Annotated in this window: 18 protein-coding genes; 11 read left to right on the top strand and 7 right to left on the bottom strand. The window is 41.2% G+C overall.

The features are described 5' to 3' along the window. Positions 1 to 2 precede the first annotated feature (2 nt). The 5 genes from parE to rraB all read left to right on the top strand — a co-directional run bounded on the left by parE (position 3) and on the right by rraB (position 6,532). Positions 3 to 1,892 carry a DNA topoisomerase IV subunit B gene (gene parE, locus FLM54_RS12855; protein ID WP_024600809.1) on the top strand — a complete coding sequence of 630 codons (1,890 nt, stop codon included), beginning with the start codon at positions 3 to 5 and terminating at the stop codon, positions 1,890 to 1,892. Between the two features lie 32 nt (positions 1,893 to 1,924). After that, positions 1,925 to 3,019 carry a sorbosone dehydrogenase family protein gene (locus FLM54_RS12850; protein WP_178956565.1) on the top strand — a complete coding sequence of 365 codons (1,095 nt, stop codon included), beginning with the start codon at positions 1,925 to 1,927 and terminating at the stop codon, positions 3,017 to 3,019. A 10-nt stretch (positions 3,020 to 3,029) separates the two neighbouring features. Beyond that, complete coding sequence (gene parC, locus FLM54_RS12845; RefSeq protein WP_010391560.1) at positions 3,030 to 5,327, top strand: DNA topoisomerase IV subunit A; 2,298 nt, start codon at positions 3,030 to 3,032, stop codon at positions 5,325 to 5,327. Positions 5,328 to 5,483: 156 nt separating this feature from the next. After that, a complete protein-coding gene (locus FLM54_RS12840; protein ID WP_178956564.1) occupies positions 5,484 to 6,197 on the top strand; it encodes a 1-acylglycerol-3-phosphate O-acyltransferase in 714 nt (237 codons plus the stop codon). Continuing rightward, complete coding sequence (gene rraB, locus FLM54_RS12835) at positions 6,197 to 6,532, top strand: ribonuclease E inhibitor RraB (protein ID WP_008110603.1); 336 nt, start codon at positions 6,197 to 6,199, stop codon at positions 6,530 to 6,532. The genes FLM54_RS12840 and rraB overlap by 1 nt, the downstream gene beginning before the upstream one ends. Before the next feature lie 66 nt (positions 6,533 to 6,598). On the opposite strand, the gene FLM54_RS12830 is transcribed toward rraB, so the two are convergent. Next, positions 6,599 to 7,570: a zinc transporter ZntB gene (locus FLM54_RS12830; protein WP_138608437.1), complete on the bottom strand. Its 972-nt coding sequence runs from the start codon at positions 7,568 to 7,570 to the stop codon at positions 6,599 to 6,601. Positions 7,571 to 7,819: 249 nt separating this feature from the next. Here FLM54_RS12830 and FLM54_RS12825 point away from each other — a divergent pair, with 249 nt between their 5' ends. The 3 genes from FLM54_RS12825 (at position 7,820) to FLM54_RS12815 (ending at position 10,259) form a co-directional block, all read left to right on the top strand. Beyond that, the gene (locus FLM54_RS12825; RefSeq protein WP_010391555.1) at positions 7,820 to 8,242 is read left to right on the top strand and encodes an ATP-dependent zinc protease; all 423 of its coding nucleotides are present in this window, start codon (positions 7,820 to 7,822) and stop codon (positions 8,240 to 8,242) included. 66 nt (positions 8,243 to 8,308) lie between these two features. Beyond that, a complete protein-coding gene (gene rimK, locus FLM54_RS12820; RefSeq protein ID WP_008467750.1) occupies positions 8,309 to 9,214 on the top strand; it encodes a 30S ribosomal protein S6--L-glutamate ligase in 906 nt (301 codons plus the stop codon). Beyond that, positions 9,201 to 10,259 carry a succinylglutamate desuccinylase/aspartoacylase family protein gene (locus FLM54_RS12815; RefSeq protein ID WP_138608439.1) on the top strand — a complete coding sequence of 353 codons (1,059 nt, stop codon included), beginning with the start codon at positions 9,201 to 9,203 and terminating at the stop codon, positions 10,257 to 10,259. Before rimK ends, FLM54_RS12815 begins: the two co-directional genes overlap by 14 nt. 53 nt (positions 10,260 to 10,312) lie before the next feature. On the opposite strand, the gene FLM54_RS12810 is transcribed toward FLM54_RS12815, so the two are convergent. The 4 genes from FLM54_RS12810 to recQ form a co-directional block, all read right to left on the bottom strand. Then, positions 10,313 to 10,888, bottom strand: coding sequence for a mechanosensitive ion channel domain-containing protein (locus FLM54_RS12810; RefSeq protein WP_010391553.1), 576 nt, complete (start codon positions 10,886 to 10,888; stop codon positions 10,313 to 10,315). A 64-nt stretch (positions 10,889 to 10,952) separates the two neighbouring features. Beyond that, positions 10,953 to 12,671, bottom strand: coding sequence for a POTRA domain-containing protein (locus tag FLM54_RS12805; protein ID WP_178956563.1), 1,719 nt, complete (start codon positions 12,669 to 12,671; stop codon positions 10,953 to 10,955). A gap of 139 nt (positions 12,672 to 12,810) precedes the next feature. Next, positions 12,811 to 13,095, bottom strand: a complete 285-nt coding sequence (locus FLM54_RS12800) for a DUF3630 family protein (protein WP_010391549.1) — start codon at positions 13,093 to 13,095, stop codon at positions 12,811 to 12,813. A gap of 7 nt (positions 13,096 to 13,102) precedes the next feature. After that, positions 13,103 to 14,926: a DNA helicase RecQ gene (gene recQ, locus FLM54_RS12795; RefSeq protein WP_054201899.1), complete on the bottom strand. Its 1,824-nt coding sequence runs from the start codon at positions 14,924 to 14,926 to the stop codon at positions 13,103 to 13,105. A gap of 142 nt (positions 14,927 to 15,068) precedes the next feature. Here recQ and FLM54_RS12790 point away from each other — a divergent pair, with 142 nt between their 5' ends. Next, positions 15,069 to 15,524, top strand: a complete 456-nt coding sequence (locus FLM54_RS12790; RefSeq protein WP_171039605.1) for a thioesterase family protein — start codon at positions 15,069 to 15,071, stop codon at positions 15,522 to 15,524. A gap of 51 nt (positions 15,525 to 15,575) precedes the next feature. After that, positions 15,576 to 16,496 carry an EamA family transporter RarD gene (rarD, locus tag FLM54_RS12785; RefSeq protein WP_178956562.1) on the top strand — a complete coding sequence of 307 codons (921 nt, stop codon included), beginning with the start codon at positions 15,576 to 15,578 and terminating at the stop codon, positions 16,494 to 16,496. Positions 16,497 to 16,499: 3 nt separating this feature from the next. Here the strand turns inward: rarD and FLM54_RS12780 are convergent, their stop codons facing one another. Continuing rightward, complete coding sequence (locus tag FLM54_RS12780) at positions 16,500 to 17,732, bottom strand: response regulator (protein WP_138606647.1); 1,233 nt, start codon at positions 17,730 to 17,732, stop codon at positions 16,500 to 16,502. An 86-nt stretch (positions 17,733 to 17,818) separates the two neighbouring features. Next, a complete protein-coding gene (locus FLM54_RS12775; protein WP_138606645.1) occupies positions 17,819 to 18,193 on the bottom strand; it encodes a DUF413 domain-containing protein in 375 nt (124 codons plus the stop codon). 89 nt (positions 18,194 to 18,282) lie between these two features. Between FLM54_RS12775 and FLM54_RS12770 the strand changes: the two genes are divergently transcribed. Next, positions 18,283 to 19,152 carry a LysR family transcriptional regulator gene (locus FLM54_RS12770; protein ID WP_008467766.1) on the top strand — a complete coding sequence of 290 codons (870 nt, stop codon included), beginning with the start codon at positions 18,283 to 18,285 and terminating at the stop codon, positions 19,150 to 19,152. Positions 19,153 to 19,167 lie beyond the last annotated feature (15 nt).

Below are 19,167 nucleotides of genomic sequence, written 5' to 3'. Positions count from 1 at the left end.
CTATGACTCAACAAAATTATAACGCCGAAGCCATTGAAGTACTTAATGGATTAGAGCCGGTAAAACGCCGCCCAGGCATGTATACAGATACCACAAGGCCAAACCATTTAGGCCAAGAGGTTATTGATAACAGTGTTGATGAGGCAATGGCTGGGCACGCAACACGTATTGATGTCATTTTACATGAAGATAATTCGCTTGAGGTGAGTGACGATGGCCGAGGTATGCCAATTGACATTCACCCAGAAGAAGGTATTCCAGGAGTTGAGTTAATATTTACTAAGCTGCATGCCGGCGGTAAGTTTTCAAACAAAAACTATCAATTCTCTGGTGGCTTGCATGGCGTAGGTATCTCGGTTGTTAATGCGCTATCTACCCGCGTGGAAGTAACGGTTCGCCGTGATGCGCAGCAATTTAGAATGGCTTTTGAGCATGGCGATAAAGTTGAAGATTTAAATGTTATTGGCTCAGTGGGTAAACGCAACACTGGTACTACGGTACGTTTTTGGCCAGATACCAGCTATTTTGACTCTGCTAATTTTTCTTTGACTAAGCTTAATCACTTATTAAAAGCTAAAGCGGTTTTATGCCCAGGTTTGCGTATTAAGTTTGTAAATAAACAAACGAAAGAAACCCAAGAATGGTTTTATGAAACAGGCTTAAAAGATTACTTAATTGAAGCCGTTAAAGGTTACGAAATACTACCTAAAGACCCATTTGTGGGTGAGTTTTCAAGTTCTATTGAAGGCGCTGATTGGGCGGTAGTATGGATGCCTGAAGGTGGTGAGTCGATAGCCGAAAGTTATGTAAACTTAATTCCTACCGCGCAAGGGGGCACCCATGTAAATGGTCTGCGCCAAGGGCTTTTAGAGGCGATGCGTGAATTTTGTGAGTTTAGAAATTTATTACCACGTGGCGTAAAGCTCACCCCAGATGATATTTGGGAACGTTGTAGTTATGTGTTGTCGGTTAAAATGCAAGACCCACAATTTGCAGGGCAAACCAAAGAAAAACTCTCATCACGTTCATGTGCTGCGTTTGTATCGGGTGTAGTAAAAGATGCCTTTAGCTTATGGCTAAATGAGCACACTGACACCGCAGAGCTACTTTCTGAACTATGTATTTCAAATGCACAGCGTCGCTTACGTGCGGCTAAAAAAGTAGTACGTAAGCGAGTTACATCAGGCCCAGCATTACCAGGCAAACTGACCGATTGTAGTGCTGCTGATAATGACCGCACGGAATTATTTTTAGTAGAGGGTGACTCAGCAGGCGGTTCAGCTAAACAAGCGCGAGATCGTGAGTTCCAAGCAATTATGCCGCTAAGAGGTAAAATTTTAAATACTTGGGAAGTTGAATCAGGGCAAATTTTGGCCTCTCAAGAGGTGCACGATATTTCAGTCGCGCTAGGTATTGACCCTGACTCAACCGATATGTCGGGACTACGTTACAATAAAATATGTATATTAGCGGATGCTGACTCCGATGGACTGCATATTGCCACCTTACTGTGTGCCTTATTTGTACGCCATTTCCCACAATTAGTTAAAACTGGCCATGTGTATGTTGCTATGCCACCGTTATTTAGAATTGATATTGGTAAAGATGTTTACTACGCGCTGGATGAAGATGAAAAAACCGGTATTTTAGCGCGCATAGAAGCAGAAAAAAAACGTGGCAAAGTAAACGTACAACGCTTTAAAGGTTTGGGTGAAATGAACCCGCTACAATTGCGTGAAACAACTATGGACCCTAATACTCGTCGTTTAGTGCAACTCACTCTTGATGAGGAGCAGCAAACAATGGAAATGATGGATATGCTACTCGCTAAAAAGCGCTCATCAGATCGCCGTCAATGGCTAGAGGATCATGGTAATAAGGCACAAGTTTAATAAGCCTTTGGGCTTTAAAACAGGAGAGGCAAATGAATAAATTATTTAGCACACTGTTGTTACTGGGCTTAATATCATCGCCAGTGATGGCGAAAAATATACTCGACAAGCTGACCGCTGCACCAGGTTTTGAAATCAGCTTATTTGCTGATGATGTTGAAAATGCACGGCAAATTGCAGTATCAAGCCGAGGTATTGTGTATGCAGGGTCTCGTAAAGCGGGCAATGTGTATGCACTGATTGACCATAACAGCGATGGCGTGGCAGATAAAAAAATAGTGATTGCAGAGGGATTAAATATGCCCTCGGGTTTAGCAATTAAAGGCGGTGACTTATATGTTGGTGAAGTGCACCGGATTATCCGTTTTAAAAATATCGATAAACACCTCAAAAATCCTGAGTATGAAGTGTTTTATAGCGATTTACCGTCAGAGCGTCACCATGGTTGGAAGTTTTTGCGCTTTGCACCAAATGGCGAGCTGATAATTCCCGTGGGCGTACCGTGTAATATTTGTGAGGAAGATGCTCGCTTTGGCCGTATTTTTTCGTTAAATACCGATACCAAAGAAATAACGACTTTAGCCAAAGGTGTACGTAATACGGTGGGTTTTGACTTTCATCCTAGTACGCAAATGCTATGGTTTAGCGATAACGGCCGCGACATGATGGGGGATGATATTCCACCTGATGAGCTAAACCGCATTACTAAGGAAGAAGAGCACTTTGGTTTTCCATACGTGCATGGTGGCGTTATTGTTGATCCTGAGTTTGGTGAAGGCAAAAATATTGCTGATTACACTCAACCTGCATTGGCATTGGGGGCGCATGTTGCGCCATTGGGTATTCATTTTTATACCGGCAAACAGTTCCCAAATAGCTACAAACAACAGTTATTTGTTGCTGAGCATGGTTCATGGAATCGCTCTGAAAAGGTTGGTTATAAAGTGGCTGTGGCAACCATAGAAAATGCCAAAGTAACTAAATATACGCCACTGATCACCGGCTTTATGCAAGACGAAACGACATTTGGACGCCCTGTTGCATTTGCACAATTAAATGATGGCAGTCTATTGGTAAGCGATGATTACGCTAACGTAATTTACCGCGTAAGCTATAAGAAAAACTAGGTAAGCTTTAATGAGTGATACAGATACCTTGCTAATGCAAGGAATTGAACAGCAAACAATGGGGCGTTTTACCGAAGACGCCTATTTAAATTATTCAATGTACGTGATCATGGATCGTGCCTTACCGCACGTTGGTGACGGCTTAAAACCCGTTCAGCGCCGTATTATTTATGCGATGAGTGAACTGGGGTTATCGGCAAGTGCTAAATACAAAAAATCAGCCCGTACCGTGGGTGATGTATTAGGTAAATACCATCCTCATGGTGATAGTGCCTGTTATGAAGCCATGGTACTTATGGCGCAGCCGTTTTCTTATCGCTACCCGTTAGTTGATGGTCAGGGTAACTGGGGTGCAGCTGACGATCCTAAGTCGTTTGCGGCAATGCGTTATACTGAAGCGCGTTTATCTAAATTCTCTGAAGTATTACTTAAAGAGTTAGGCCAAGGGACCGTTGATTGGACGCCAAACTTCGACGGCACCATGGATGAGCCTTTAGTATTGCCATCGCGCTTACCGCATATATTACTTAATGGTGTCACCGGTATTGCGGTAGGTATGGCAACCGATATACCGCCGCATAATGTGCGTGAAGTAGCCAGTGCCTGTTGTTTATTACTTGATAAACCAAAAACAGAGCTCGAAGAGTTACTGGATTTAGTACATGCGCCAGATTACCCAACTGATGCTGAAATAATTACGCCAAAAGCTGATATTCACAAAATTTATAAAACTGGCCGTGGCTCAATTAAAATGCGCGCTGTGTATTGTGAAGAGCAAGGCGATATAGTTATTACTGCGTTACCGCATCAATGTTCGGGTGCAAAAGTACTTGAGCAAATTGCAGCGCAAATGAATGCTAAAAAGTTGCCAATGGTAGCCGATTTACGTGATGAATCTGATCATGAAAATCCGACCCGCATTGTGATTGTGCCGCGTTCAAACCGAATTAAAGCTGAGCCATTAATGGCACACTTATTTGCCACCACCGATCTTGAAAAAAATTACCGCGTAAATTTAAATATGCTCGGCTTAGATGGCCGTCCACAGGTTAAAGATTTACGGAGTATTTTAACAGAGTGGTTAACCTTTAGACGCGAAACGGTACGTCGTCGCTTGCAATATCGACTTGATAAAGTGCTGGCACGATTACATATTTTAGAAGGTTTACTAGCTGCCTTTTTAAATATTGATGAAGTTATAGAAATCATCCGCTCTGAAGATAAGCCCAAACCAATATTGATGGAGCGCTTTGATTTAACAGATATTCAAGCAGAAGCCATTTTAGAATTAAAACTTCGCCATTTGGCAAAACTTGAAGAGTTTAAAATTCGTGGTGAGCAAGATGAATTGGCGAAAGAGCGTGACAAATTAGAGCAAACACTGGGCTCAGACCGTCGCATGTCGACCTTATTGAAAAAAGAAATTCAAGAAGCTGCAGAAATGTATGGTGATGATCGCCGCTCGCCTGTGATTGAGCGTGTAGAAGCTAAAGCACTAAGCGAAAAAGATTTAATACCATCAGAGTCAGTAACCGTGGTGTTATCAGATAAAGGCTGGGCACGGGTTGGTAAGGGTCATGACTTAGATGTGGAAGGATTAAATTACCGCGCTGGTGATGGCTATAGAGCATCAGCGAGAGGTAAAAGTAATCAACCAGCGGTATTTTTAGATTCAGCAGGGCGTGCATTTGCTACTGATGCTCATAGTCTTCCTTCAGCGCGAAGCCAAGGCGAGCCAATGACAGGGCGCTTTAACTTAACCTCGGGCGCCAGCTTTGAGCATGTAGTTATGGGTGAAGACGCTCAAGTGTTGTTAATGGCCTCCGACGCTGGTTATGGCTTTATTACTGACTTTAAAGATTTAGTGAGTAAAAACAAAAACGGTAAAGCGTTAGTGAGTGTGCCAAAAGGTGGTGTGTTACTTTCGCCAATTCGCGTTAACGACGTGGCTACTGACTACTGTATGGCGATTTCTAACGAAGGGCGGATGTTGTTATTCCCACTGCGAGACCTCCCTAAGCTAGGTAAGGGTAAGGGCAATAAAATTATTTCTATTCCGGGTGCGAAAGTGCAAGCCCGCGAAGAGTTTGTAAAAGTATTAGCTGTTGTACCACAAGGCAGTAGTGTTACGCTGCATGCAGGTAAACGTAAGCTGACCCTTAAACCAAGCGACCTTGAGCACTATCATGGTGAGCGAGGGCGCAGGGGGAATAAGTTACCTCGTGGCTTACAGCGCGTTGATGAAGCTGTGGTAGAGTTAACACCGCAGCAAGTAGATGAACCAAGCTCAGACGCAGAGCCAAGTTAATCCTAAGATCAAATTAGAAAACGGCTTACCTAGGTAAGCCGTTTTTTTATGACTGTTTTATTTCAGCGCACGCTTGTGCGCTATTTTCTCGTCTACGCAACAAAATAACGTTATAATAGAGCAATACATGATTGTGGTTATATTGGAGAGGCGCATTTGCTAGCTGTTATACGTATTTTAATAATGCTGTTGTTTATATTGTTAAGTTGTTTTTTTGGTTTGTTATTATCAATATTTAGACCATTTCATCCTAATAATGTGCACGTTATTGCAAGTTGGTTTGGTTCAATGGCTAAAATGCTTGGGGTTAAATTAGAACTAAAATATCATCCCGATGCGCTTAAGGTGGGGCCTGCTGTGTATGTAGCGAATCACCAAAATAGCTATGATTTATTTACTGTTCCAGCCATGGTGCCAAAAAATTGTGTGAGTGTTGGCAAAAAAAGTCTGAAGTGGATCCCATTTTTTGGTCAGCTTTATTGGTTGTCGGGTAATATTTTAATCGACAGAGCAAATCGCTCTAAAGCGGCAGGCACTATTTCTAAAGCAGCGGCTAAAATAAAACAAAAAGGCTTATCGGTGTGGATGTTCCCTGAGGGGACGCGTAGTTATGGTCGTGGTTTACTCCCTTTTAAAACCGGTGCGTTTCATACAGCAATGAGTGCAGAGGTACCTGTTGTGCCAGTATGTATGAACACAACCGATAAAACCATTAAACTAAATCGCTGGGATAATGGTACAATTTACATTGAAATGTTAGCCCCCATAGCACTTGATAACAGTATCAGTGCCCGTGAGCACGCTAAAAGTGTGCACAGCATTATGGCTGCTAAAATAACAGAATTAGATGCTCAAGTGAGAGAGAAATAATGGAAAACTGGCGTGAAATAAGTGAAGACATCGTAACTTCATTACTTGAAGATGGTTCCGATCCGGAAATTCTTTATGAAGTAGAACACCACTTTGTATGTGAAGATTTTACTAAGTTAGAACAAGCTGCACTTGCTGCGTTTAAACTAGGTTACGATGTAGAAGAGCCAGCAGAACTTGAGCTTGAAGACGGCGAAAAGATTTGGAGTTTTGACATTGTTGTTGAAGCCGAATTAGATGTTGACGTTATAATGGAAGACGTTGATAAGCTTGCACAACTTGCTGTTGAATGCGACGTAGAATACGACGGTTGGGGCACTTACTTTCAAGAGTAAGGGTTACCAATGCAAAAGGCGAACAATTATGTTCGCCTTTTTTGTGCTGTTAGATCTGCGTTGTAATTACAGCCACTTTTTATTTTTAAAGTAAATACCAATCCCACCAGTCAAAACAACCAAAAACACCACAAATGCAGTAAATGCATAGGGGCTGTCTGTGCCAGGAATACCGCCAACATTGACCCCCAATAACCCAGTCAAAAATCCTAGTGGTAAAAATAAAGCAGCCACCACCGACATCACATACATACGCTGATTTAATTGCTCAGACACTTGGTTAGTAATGGTTTGCTGAATAACGAGTGCACGCTCTATTGAGCTATCGAGCTCTTCTAAATAGCGAATAAGTAAATTGGTGGTTTCATTTAGCTTGGCTTTATCATCGTCAAACAGCCACGAGTAATGATTATTAACCATGTTGCTGAGCGCTTCCTTTTGTGGTTTTAAGTACCGTTTTAGCGCGATTGTTTGACGGCGAAGTTGCGACAAGCCCTGGTTATCAAACTTTTTACTAGGCTCATCAATTTCTTCTTCAAACTCATCTAAGCTTTCATCTAGTTCATCTATTACCGTTTGCATACGTGAAGTTAACTTTTGCGCTAAGCTACACACTAGTTCAGAAATACTGCTAGGCCCCTCATTATTATTCAACGAGGTTAAAATATCTTGCACTGACAATAATCGGCGCTTACGGGTAGTGATCACCACATCTTTATTAATAAATAAGCGAATAGACACCATGTCTTCAGGGCTTTGCGCTGGATTTAAATTGATTCCACGTAAAAACAGCATATGGCCATTCATTGTAGGAGTAATACGAGGGCGTGTTTCATCTGCGGTAAGTGATTCAAGTTCGTAGTCGTTTAATTGGCCGCAGTTTTTTAACCAATCAACGGCTTCTTTTTGACTGTAATCCATATGTACCCACAGTTTTCCATCAGTAGGTTGCCATTGATGTAATTGTTTACTGTTTTCTATTGGGCGAGCGCCGCCTTGTTCATCAAGAATAAGCGCATGAAGTAAGCCGTTAATCATAATAATTTCTCATAAATAGTATGTTTTTAATACAGTTTTACTGTAGTGTATTTAACTTAGCTTTACTTTGAAGAGTTAAGCAACAAAAAGTTATTTTTTAGCCTATGGTTAAGTGTACACATTAGAGGGCATTGTTAACCGAGTAAACTTAAAAGATCAATCAAATCGACTTATCGAGTGGATGAATTTATTTTGCTGGTGTTTTATTAGCGGTAGCGTATAAAACACTTTTTTACTAAGGGCGCATTTATGACGACAAAAATAACAGTTGGTTGGCGTGAGTGGTTAAGTTTACCCGAGCTAGGTATCGAGCAAATTAAAGCAAAAATAGATACTGGTGCGCGTACTTCCTGTATTCATGCAATTAATATTGAAGAGTACGAAGTAGATGGCGAAAAGTGGGTTAAATTTACAGCCCAACCATTGCAAGAAGACGAGCAAACGCAAATTACCTGCAATGCCAAAGTTAAAAAAATGAAGTACGTTACCAGCTCTAGTGGCCAAAAAGAATTGCGTTACTTTATTGAAACTACATTGCATGCAGGCGAATTTAGTTGGCCAATAGAAATTACATTAACAAGTCGTGCGTCAATGAAGTTTAGAATGTTGTTAGGGCGCACAGCAATGGAAAATCGTATAGTCGTTGATCCGGCTTTATCACACTTATTATAAGGATTCGTTGAGTAGTAAATACACTTACATGTGCTTACTCAACATAATTTAGTTAAGGTTTTAACTATGAAAATTGGTATTTTATCTCGTAACAAAAAATTATATTCAACGCGTCGTTTAATTGAAGCTGCTGAGGCGCGCGGACATGAAGTGAAAGTTATTGATGCGTTACGCTCTTATATGAACATAAACTCAGAGCAACCTGAAATTCATTATCGTGGTGAAAATCTAAAAGATTTCGATGCTATCGTGCCACGTATTGGTGCATCGGTTACATTTTATGGTTGTGCTGTATTACGCCAATTTGAAATGATGGGAGTGTTCCCTGTTAATGAATCTGTGGCTATTTCTCGCTCTCGCGATAAATTACGTTCTTTGCAATTACTATCACGTAAAGGTGTAGGTATGCCGGTCACAGGCTTTGCCAGCAAGCCGGATGACGTAAAAGATTTATTAGAAATGGTAGGCGGTGCACCGGTTGTTATTAAATTACTGGAAGGTACTCAAGGTATTGGTGTGGTATTGGCTGAAACACGTAAAGCAGCTGAAAGTGTGATTGAAGCATTTATGGGCTTAAAAGCCAATATCATGGTGCAAGAGTATATTAAAGAAGCTGGCGGTGCAGACATTCGTTGTTTTGTACTGGGTGATAAAGTGATTGCAGCAATGAAACGCCAAGCGCAAGAAGGCGAGTTCCGCTCTAATCTTCATCGTGGTGGTAGTGCTACACTGGTGCGTATTACCCCAGAAGAGCGTAAAACAGCGGTTGCAGCGGCAAAAGCAATGGGCTTAAACGTTGCTGGCGTTGACCTACTTCGCTCATCTCGTGGTCCTTTGGTTATGGAAGTAAACTCATCGCCAGGCCTTGAGGGAATTGAAGTGGCAACAGGTAAAGATATCGCGGGTATGGTGATTGATTTCATCGAAAAAACGGCCTCAGTGAAAGGAACAGCAACACGTGGCAAAGGTTAAAATTAACAGTCCTTTTACCTTATTAGGTGAAAGTATTGGCGTGGGTGAGCGAAAATCACTGGCGCTGGAAGCTGCAAAGCTTTATACCCATTCACCGCTTAATATTCCTATTGAAGTGGTCAATGGTGTAATGGAAGGCCCTGTATTGATGGTATGTGCGGCAATACATGGCGATGAGCTAAATGGAGTTGAAGTAGTGCGCCAGCTACTGGCTAAAATCGACCCTAGCCAGCTACGAGGCACATTAATAGCGGTGCCGATTGTGAATGTATTTGGTTTTATTCATAAGTCGCGTTACTTGCCTGACCGTCGTGATATGAACCGAAGCTTTCCAGGTTCTGAACGTGGCTCGTTAGCAGGTCGTATGGCGTATATGTTTTTTAACCAAGTTGCTGTGCACTGTACGCATATTATAGATTTACATACGGGGGCGATTCACCGTACTAACTTACCGCAAATACGTGCTAATTTAGCCGATGAAGCTACAGCGCAAATGGCTAAGGCCTTTGGCACACCAGCTGTAATTAACGCATCACTGCGCAATGGTTCACTACGTAGTGAAGCGGCTAATTTGGGCATACCCGTTATTACCTACGAAGCCGGTGAGGCGCTGCGCTTTGACCCGATTGCGATTGCTGCGGGAGTACAAGGGGTTGATTATGTTATGCGCCATTTAAAAATGATGCGCGGTAAACGACCAAAAAAACTACCTGAGCCGATTATTGCTGGTTCAACAAGTTGGGTACGTGCTGAGGTTGACGGCATAGTAAGAGCGCAAGTATCGTTAGGTGAACGTGTCACAAAGGGGCAAATACTGGCGTATATAAGTAGCCCACTTGGCGACTCTGAGCTTGAATTACTCGCTCCACGTAGCGGTATTATTATTGGTCAGCAAACCATGCCTCTAGTAAATGAAGGCGATGCCGTATTCCACATTGCTTATTTTGCACATGCAAATAGCCTGGTAGAGCAGCAGCTAGAAACGTTTATTGATGAGATAAATGACTTAGATGATGAACTGAAAACGGCTGAGCTGAATAATTAACTTCACTGGTAAAAAATTAAAAAAGCCGCTTAAGCGGCTTTTTTAATTGTTATTTAATTACGTGGTTTTGGGCCAATAATACGTTTAATTTTAGGCGCCTTTGTTGGTTTTGGCTCTGTATTGAGAACTAACACTGGGCGGGTAACAAATAAGTTATTTGGATAAATCACCCTATGCCCATCAACGTGTTCTAGTAATACATTCATCAGCCCCATTTCAATAATGCGTCCTTCAATGGCATTGGCACCATCCACGATTCTAACCCAATAGCCTACACGGCAGTCATTTTGAATAAACATCAATAAAAACGCGGTTAAGTTGCTCAATAGAGACCAAGCAGCAAACAGCGCAACGCCTAACATGGCAAATAAGGAAGAACCTAATACTAATAAACCACGCAGCTCTATTCCCCAAAAAACTAATACTAAACACAACATAACAAAGGCGAGTATTATTTTTAATAGTAACTCTGCTCGGTATTTTCTGTGTAAGTCGATTTTACCTCTAATGGCTTTTTCGAGTAATTTTTTAGTTAGCTTTAACAGTAACGGAAAACTCAACAGCGCAATTACAGTTACGATTAACTTATATTGTGTGCTCACAAGCTCTAAAAGAGAGATTAATTCCAAAACGTATTCTCACAATAATGATAGGCGCAAAGTGTAACGTGTTAGCTTTGTGCGCAGTAGTGATTTAAAAAGAATTTTTAACGCTCAGTAGCCATTGTACCGAGTCAACATCGTTATATTTATTTAGTGGCGCGGCAATATCAAGGTGGATCATAGTACCCGCGTTGGCGCGACTTGGCGCAAGGCGTAAACCGAGTCCAACATTTTTAAGTACAGGTGTGTTTTCAACTTGATACAGGGTATTCGAGTCATTGTTATACCATGCGCGACCTACATCTAGAAAGGCTGCGCCTCCCACTTTAAACAGTTGTAGTAAGTCATACTCCCAATAGTAGCGCTTTTCTAAGCTGACTAAAAAACTCCGATCGCCATGTTGAAACTCAATAGGGTAACCGCGTAAACCTGTTTCGCCCCCGAGAGTGAGCTGCTTATCGTTGGTGAGGTTTTTTGCGTATTGTAGCCTGGCTTTTACATACCAAGACTGATCAATACTGGTATTTAAATAATATTGAATTTGGCTGGTGGTGATTAAGTTTTCAAGCTGTTTTTGTTCTTTATTCCAATAACCTTGAATATCTGCGTGAAACCGCCATAGCGTATTATCACCACTAAAATGTGCTTTGTTAAAGTTAAACGAGTAAATAGCGCGGCTATCGTCGTTACTAATTGATTCATCAGAATAACCCAGCGTAGCTTTTATATTCCAACCTAAATTTAAATCCTCGGTACGGTAAATACTGTCAAAGTTACGCACCTTTATAAAGTAATCTTCAAACCAGTGGCCGCTTACATAAGGATAACTAAGCTGCCTATTTTCAGCTAGCGGCACAGTGGTTTCATCTATGCTTTTAAATGTTTGTTGCTCATCGATATAACCTAGGCTCAAGCGCTGTGTCCAGTTATGGCTAAGGGCTTTAGAGTGACCAAAAAATACCTGATTTAGATCGGTGGTCTGTTCAAACTCACTAAATTTATCGCCCCTGAGATAGAGCGCCTCTTCTCGCTGGGTCGAGTAACTCAAGGCACCATAACTGTAAGGTGTATCGATGGCGTAAAACGGATAAGTTAGCTCAACTAAGTGGCTTTTACCGTCACTGTTATCGGCATACTCTATACGACCTCTGTAGCGTGTTGATAGGATATTTGGATCATCGTAAACAAATAAATAGCCATTACGATCACTGTCGGTTTTGCGAGCAAACGATAATCGTTTGCCCCAACCAAATAAGTTAGACTCGCGAAAGCCGATACTTGATTTATTTTCGCCACCACTGCGGCTAAAGCTAAGCTCGGGTAGCAAAGTCCACAAATCGCGAGTCACCACGGTTACATCAATATCGCCATCGCAGTTTTCGTTGGCAACAATTTGTGCGTCATATAAATAGTTTTGTTTACGCAGTAGCCGCTCAGATTCAGCCAAGGTTTTTTGATTAAAAGTATCACCCGCTTTAAACAATAAAATGCTTTTAATAACCTCAGGCTCAGTTTGTATATGTGCACGATTAGCAAAGCGAAACAGTGCGTTGTTTTCAGCTTCGAGTTCGGTATTAAAAACATTAAGTTGTTTAAGATTAATTGAGGCAATTTTAGCGTTACTATTTATCGTAAGCGATGGAGGTTGAGACTCGATTTGTCGACGCAAGTTAATTTCAGAAGTTTTCAATGAATCGTCATTTTGGCAGCTTTGGGCTAGTGGCGTTTCTTGCGCGCAAACGCTGAGCATAAACATACTCAAAATAGAAAGGCTAAAACAACTACGTGCAATCCATTTTCTATTTAGCATTGACCCTCTTTAGCGCTATTTTGCAAAATAAAACACTTACTCTTAGCTTACATCATTGTTATTAATATGTAAGTAAAAGTGCCAATTTAGTTTATTTTTTATAGCAATTATAAGGTATTAGCGATAAATAGACGTGGCCTTAGCTTAAATAAAATGTTAACGCTGCCAATAGGTTGTCGGCATCTTGACCTTCGCCGTTAATCCACACACTTTGACTGTAATGCTCAAAATTTAAATTAAAAGTGTGGTTAGCATAGTTAAAACGCAGTTGGTGACGATCAGCCCCAGCTGCAAATTCACTAATGCTAATTTCATCGCTGTGCAAAAAAAACGTTCCCCATAACTCAAAGTCTTCATCGTGCGGCAACTCTGTTGGTTTAACAATAATGCATTGATGTGTGTGATCGTATTCAAGTTCGGTCATAAGGGGCTTATTGCGTTGCTAGATAATGTCGAATTGCGGTTAAAAACTCACCGCCATATTTGTTTAATTTAGTAAAACCAACCCCCGACACTTTTAAAAATTCACTGTCGTTGGTAGGCATAAGCTGCGCCATTTCGGCCAGCGTTTTATCGTTAAATACTACATAAGGGGGTACGTCATCGGCATCGGCTAATTCTTTACGTAATGCACGTAGGCGAGCAAATAACTTTTTATCGTAATTAAACTGCGCTAATTTATCCTGATAAACGTGCTTAGCTTGTAGGCGTGGTTCAGCCAGTTGTAGCGCATACTCACTCTTTAAAATAGCGCGTGCAGCTTCGGTAAGCCGTAGTGATGCGCCTTGGGTTATATCTTGGCTTAGTAGCCCTTGGTGAATAAGTTGGCGTAAAATACTGAGCCAAAACTCACTGCTTTTATCTTTACCTATGCCATAGGTGCTGAGTTCATGATGGTTGTTATCACGAATGCGGCTGGTATTTGCGCCGCGTAATAACTCTACAATGTAACCTAAGCCAAATCGTTGCTGTGCCCGATACACACACGAAAGAGCTTGTTGGGCCACCAGTGTGCCATCAAAGCTTTTTGGTGGATTTAAGCAAATATCGCAGTTACCGCACGGCTCTCGTTGGTATTCACTAAAGTAGTTTAATAATATTTGACGTCTGCAAGTCTGCGCTTCGGCAAAACTGGCCATGGCATTAAAACGCTGCTCTTCTACACGACGGCGTTGTTCATCGTCAATATCTTCAAAAAAGCGTCTAACCCGACCTATATCAGCGGGGTCAAAATACATAATGGCTTCTGCAGCGAGTCCATCACGTCCAGCGCGACCGGTTTCCTGATAATACGCTTCAATACTTTTTGGAATGTCGTAATGTAATACAAAACGTACGTTAGGCTTGTTAATTCCCATACCAAAGGCAACGGTGGCAACCACAATTTGAATATCGTCGCGGGCAAATCCAGTTTGCACAAATTGACGCTGTTCGTTACTCATTCCCGCATGATAAGCAGCCGCATTAAGGCCTGCATCGGCAAGCTTTTCAGCAATATCATCAACCCGCTTTCGACTGGTGCAATAAATAATGCCACTTTGATTTTTTTGTTCTTTCAAATAGCGCAGTAATTGCACCATAGGTTTAAATTTCTCTTCTATGGTGTAACGAATATTAGGGCGGTCAAAGCTGCCGGTATGAATATAAGGCTGCTGTAGCTTGAGTTGCTCAACAATATCAAAGCGGGTGGCTTTATCAGCGGTGGCAGTGAGTGCCATCATAGGTACATGTGTAAAGCGTTGCTTTAATTCATTTAATCTAAAATAGTGAGGTCTAAAGTCATGTCCCCAATGAGAAACACAGTGTGCTTCATCAATAGCAAACAAACTGACATTTAAATGCGATAAGCGCTCTAAAAATTCCCTTTGTAGTACTTTCTCTGGGGCAACATAAAGTAATTTTATTAGCCCCTGATGCAACTGCTGATAGACTAACTGCTGTTCTTCACGGGCTAAGCTGTTATTTATATAAGCGGCTTTTACGCCTAGAGCTTGTAACTGAGTTACTTGATCTTGCATTAAAGAAATGAGCGGAGAGATAACAATGGTTACCCCCTCTAATACTAGTGCGGGTATTTGGTAACACACCGATTTACCACCACCGGTAGGCAATAATACTAACGAGTCTTGGCCGTTAATCGCAGCATCGATTACTGCACTTTGACCGTCGCGAAATTCGCTGTAACCAAACACTTGTTTGAGTACAGTTTCAGGTTTACGCACCAGCGTATTTGGAGAGGGAGTTAGTGTATTCATCGGCGCTATTTTAGTGGTTTTTTATCAGTATGTCTTTAGCTTTCATTATTTGGTGTAAACATCGGTAATGATAATCGAGGAGGTTACAACAGCTTTAAGTTGTGCTTTACTCATCGTACCACCTTAAACATAGAGAATAATAATGAATAAAGAAATGTTGATTGAACAAGTTGGGGCATTGTTTGTAAATAATATGCCTTTTAACCAGTTTTTAAAAATAGCGGTGGAGTCACTTAGTACTGAACAAGCTAAAATCTCCTTTCCTTGGCAAGATGTATTAATAGGCAACCCTGCGCAAAAAATTCTCCATGGTGGGGTTATTTCGGCGGTACTTGATAATGTGGGTGGAATGCTTGCTGCCGCCAGCGTTATAGGAAAACTAGACGATGCAGATTTACCCAGTGTACATAAAAAGTTAGCCACACTGGGGACAATAGATTTACGCACCGACTATTTACGTCCAGGCAAAGGCGAGGTATTTATTGCTAGTGCTAAGCTGATTCGCTCAGGAAATAAAGTATGCGTGTGTCGAATGGAGTTGCACAACGAGAAGTCAGTACAAATTGCTTTTGGAACGGGCACGTATTTAGTTGGCTAAAAAGTGAGAGGGGGTTAAACTGACGGCCTTTTAAATCACCAAGTGGTTACTATGTCGATTGATACCGAGCAGCGAAAGGGTGCTATTTTTGCCTGCCTCGCTTTTTTTATGTGGGGCCTCGCACCCATTTATTTTAAGATGATCCAACATGTGTCAGCATTTGAAATTTTAATGCACCGTGTTATTTGGTCAGTGGTGTTTCTTATTGTGGTGGTGAGTGTGCTCAGCTACTGGGATAAAATTAAACGCATTTTAATCCAACCTAAACTTATTTTGATGTTAGTTGTTACCTCGACCTTACTAGGGTTTAACTGGGGATTGTTTATTTGGGCCATCAATAACAATCACATGTTGGATGCCAGCCTAGGTTACTACATTAATCCTCTATTGAATGTGTTGCTTGGTATGGTGTTTTTAAACGAACGATTACGTAAGTTGCAAGGTGTTGCTGTTGCTTTAGCTTTTACAGGCGTGTTGTTACAGCTAATTAGTTTTGGCTCATTCCCCGTGGTAGCGTTTTCATTAGCGACATCTTTCGCACTATATGGCTTATTACGTAAAAAGCTACAAGTTGATGCTCTGCCTGGGATTTTAATTGAGGCATTAATATTGTTACCCGTGGCGCTTACCTATTGGTGGCTAATGGTACCGACTGAAACGTCAAATTTACCAGCGAATGATTGGCTAACTAATGCATTATTGGTGAGCGCGGGCATAGTAACTACGCTGCCACTGCTGTGTTTTACCGGCGCGGCTAAGCGTTTGCAATATACAACGTTAGGGTTTTTTCAGTATATAGGGCCTAGCCTAATGTTTATTTTAGCGGTGGTATTTTATGGTGAGGTGTTTGATGCTGAGCGCGTAATTACCTTTGCGTGTATTTGGAGCGCATTGGCTATTTTTAGTTGGGACTCATACCATCAATCGCGAAAACGCAGAAAAGCGGCCATTGTAGCCTCTGGTGTGGTTTAAAAACTAAACCACTTTATTACGACCCGACTCTTTGGCTTTGTAGAGCTTTAAGTCGGCTTGTTTTAATAGCTCGTCAATCTGATAGGTTTTACTGTTGCTGAAGCCTATCGACAGCGTAAACTTGATGTTTGCTTGACTGAATTCATGACTGTTAAGCTCAATAAAAAGCCTGAAGCTCTCTAGTCGTTTTAGCGCCTCCTGTTCGGTTAGCTCAGTAAAAAATACCGCAAATTCTTCTCCGCCTAAACGGGCAACCAATTGGTTTTCAAAATATTTATTAAAGCATATCGCAAGCCCTTTAAGCACTTCATCTCCGGCATCATGACCATAGGTATCGTTAATCGCTTTAAAATGGTCAATATCAAGCATGGCGAGCTGTGCCGGCATTTTTGCTTTTTTAAACTGCTTTAATGACTTATTAGCCTCTTCAAAAAAGTAACGGCGATTAGGGAGTTTAGTTAAATAGTCGGTATTGGCTTGGCGTTTTATAGTTTCGATATGCTCTAGCATATCGACGTTTTGGCTCAACCGGCAGTAAAATTCTTCACTGTTAAAAGGTTTATATAGATAATCGTTTGCTCCATTTTTTAGAAATAAAGCAGACAAATTAGACGATGTAGCGCCTGAGATACCAATAACAGCTTTTTCGTCATTACTATAAATGCGCCTAATTTCATTACATAGCTCAATACCGCCCATGTTAGGCATTTCTTTATCGGTAATGATCACAGAGATGTCAGGGGTGTTTTCAAGCTCTTTAAGCGCCTCTAGGCCATCGGCTGCTTGAAAGATTTGATATTTATGACGTGTTAATAAATTACAAATATATTGGCGTGTTGAAGCTGAATCATCAACAACCAGTACTTTTACCTGCTTATTTCGAGGTAGGCGATAAAGCTGCTTTTCTAAATATTCGTAAGCTTGTTTATTGCCTTTGATAATGTAATCAATAATAGGGTATTTTTCGACGGTATCGCGAGTTTGATTATCGATATTGCCTGTCATAACTATGGTAGGAATATCTGCTGCAACGGTGCAGGGAACCGCTTCCCCTTGTGGGGCATCAGGTAATATAAAGTCTACCACTGCGCAAAAATAAGCATGTTTACTTATCAGCTCTTTAGTCTCAGCCAGCGACTGAGCAATATCAACCTCGTAGCCCGCTTTTTGCGCGATATGCTTTTGCACTCGCGCAATAGTAGGGGTGTCTTCAATAATAAGTATTCTGTGCGTCACGTAACAGCCTTGTTTAAATTTTGCAAAAGTGTTTGCTTATACAAGTTGTAACTGCTAAAACGCCAAAAAGCAACTATTGTAATGACTTATAGATTGTCAGCCTCAGAATAATAATCTTGGCTGATTGGTGTTGGCCCTGAAATTTTTGAGCGACCAAATAATGTATGAAATTTTGTTTTGCAGGTTGTTAGCTTTAAGTATTTAACCCATGCTCGCTCAATGGGGTTACTTGGCTCTATGATGCCACTTATTGCATTTACAAATTGTTGTTGATATTCGTTTTGCGGCTCAACTGTTTTGTTATACAAACTTTTTAAAACAACACCGTGCTGTTCTAAAATACTTGCCTCTAACAAGGTAAAGTGTCCGCTGCGGCTAAATCCGCGTGGAAAGTTTTGATCATCATAAAACTGACGTTGACTAACAAATGCTTGACGAAGTAGTGAAATATCATTGCTCATAGCTGTACCCTCATACCAATTATTAGCTGGAGTATGGGTCATAATCGCTATTTTTTTAAACAAAAAATTTTTATCGTGAGGATAAAAAATTGGACATAGATTTATTAAAAACATTTGTTGAAGTGGTGCGTACTCGCCATTTTGGTAAAGCGGCAGAAAACCTATACATAACGCAGTCTGCAGTGAGTTTTCGAATTCGTCAATTAGAGCAGGGCTTAGGCGTAAATTTATTTATTCGCCAGCGCAATAATATTCAACTAACGGCTCCGGGTGAGCGCTTGTTGCCGCATGCACAAATGATTATTACTGGAATGCAAAGGGCCAAAGTGGATGTTGCACTTGCAGATAATATGCATAAGCAAATCAGCTTGGCTGGGACTCCTAATATTTGGGATGCGTTTTTACAGTTTGGTATTACAAATATAGTATCGGCTATGCCCGGTGTATCTTTGGTGGCAGAGGTAAAAGCACAACAAGAGAGTACTCGATTACTATTAGAGCGCACCCTTGATCTAGCCATTTTATTTGATCCACCAAAAGTAGACGAACTCGTTGTTGAACGAATTTGTGAACTACCTATTATTCCGGTTAGTGGCTACGATACCGCAACAGGCGATAACTTTTTTGATAATCAATATGTTTATGTTGATTGGGGAACTACGTTTTCTCTTTGGCACGCCCGTCAGTTTACCGGTAAAACGCCGCCTTATTTTAGAACCAGTACCGGACGTATAGCCCTTGATTTAATACTGCAATGTGGCGGCAGTGCGTTTATTCCACAGGTATTAGTTAAAGACCATTTAGAAAAAGGCGAACTTTTTCATGTAAAAGGGGTAGAAAATACGTCAAGAGATGTATTTGTTGCCTATCATAGAGATAACGAACAGAAAGAGTTAATAGAAACTCTGGTTAATTTGCTGTCGCAAATGACACCGAGTTTACTGAAACAAAGTAAGTAGTCGTTAGACGGTATA

This window comes from Pseudoalteromonas sp. Scap25 (assembly GCF_013394125.1).
Taxonomy (GTDB): Bacteria; Pseudomonadota; Gammaproteobacteria; order Enterobacterales; family Alteromonadaceae; genus Pseudoalteromonas.
The sequence above is the reverse complement of the archived record's forward strand: the minus strand, read 5'-3'. Positions and strand labels throughout refer to the sequence as shown.

Excerpts from the sequence above, each read along its gene's own strand:
- recQ (WP_054201899.1), bottom strand. The coding sequence starts at position 14,926 with ATGAATACACTAACTCCCTCTCCAAATACGCTGGTGCGTAAACCTGAA.
- FLM54_RS12830 (WP_138608437.1), bottom strand. The coding sequence starts at position 7,570 with ATGATTAACGGCTTACTTCATGCGCTTATTCTTGATGAACAAGGCGGC.
- FLM54_RS12850 (WP_178956565.1), top strand. The coding sequence starts at position 1,925 with ATGAATAAATTATTTAGCACACTGTTGTTACTGGGCTTAATATCATCG.
- FLM54_RS12800 (WP_010391549.1), bottom strand. The coding sequence starts at position 13,095 with ATGACCGAACTTGAATACGATCACACACATCAATGCATTATTGTTAAA.
- FLM54_RS12825 (WP_010391555.1), top strand. The coding sequence starts at position 7,820 with ATGACGACAAAAATAACAGTTGGTTGGCGTGAGTGGTTAAGTTTACCC.
- FLM54_RS12775 (WP_138606645.1), bottom strand. The coding sequence starts at position 18,193 with ATGAGCAATGATATTTCACTACTTCGTCAAGCATTTGTTAGTCAACGT.
- rarD (WP_178956562.1), top strand. The coding sequence starts at position 15,576 with ATGTCGATTGATACCGAGCAGCGAAAGGGTGCTATTTTTGCCTGCCTC.
- rimK (WP_008467750.1), top strand. The coding sequence starts at position 8,309 with ATGAAAATTGGTATTTTATCTCGTAACAAAAAATTATATTCAACGCGT.
- rraB (WP_008110603.1), top strand. The coding sequence starts at position 6,197 with ATGGAAAACTGGCGTGAAATAAGTGAAGACATCGTAACTTCATTACTT.
- parE (WP_024600809.1), top strand. The coding sequence starts at position 3 with ATGACTCAACAAAATTATAACGCCGAAGCCATTGAAGTACTTAATGGA.
- FLM54_RS12805 (WP_178956563.1), bottom strand. The coding sequence starts at position 12,671 with ATGCTAAATAGAAAATGGATTGCACGTAGTTGTTTTAGCCTTTCTATT.
- parC (WP_010391560.1), top strand. The coding sequence starts at position 3,030 with ATGAGTGATACAGATACCTTGCTAATGCAAGGAATTGAACAGCAAACA.
- FLM54_RS12790 (WP_171039605.1), top strand. The coding sequence starts at position 15,069 with ATGAATAAAGAAATGTTGATTGAACAAGTTGGGGCATTGTTTGTAAAT.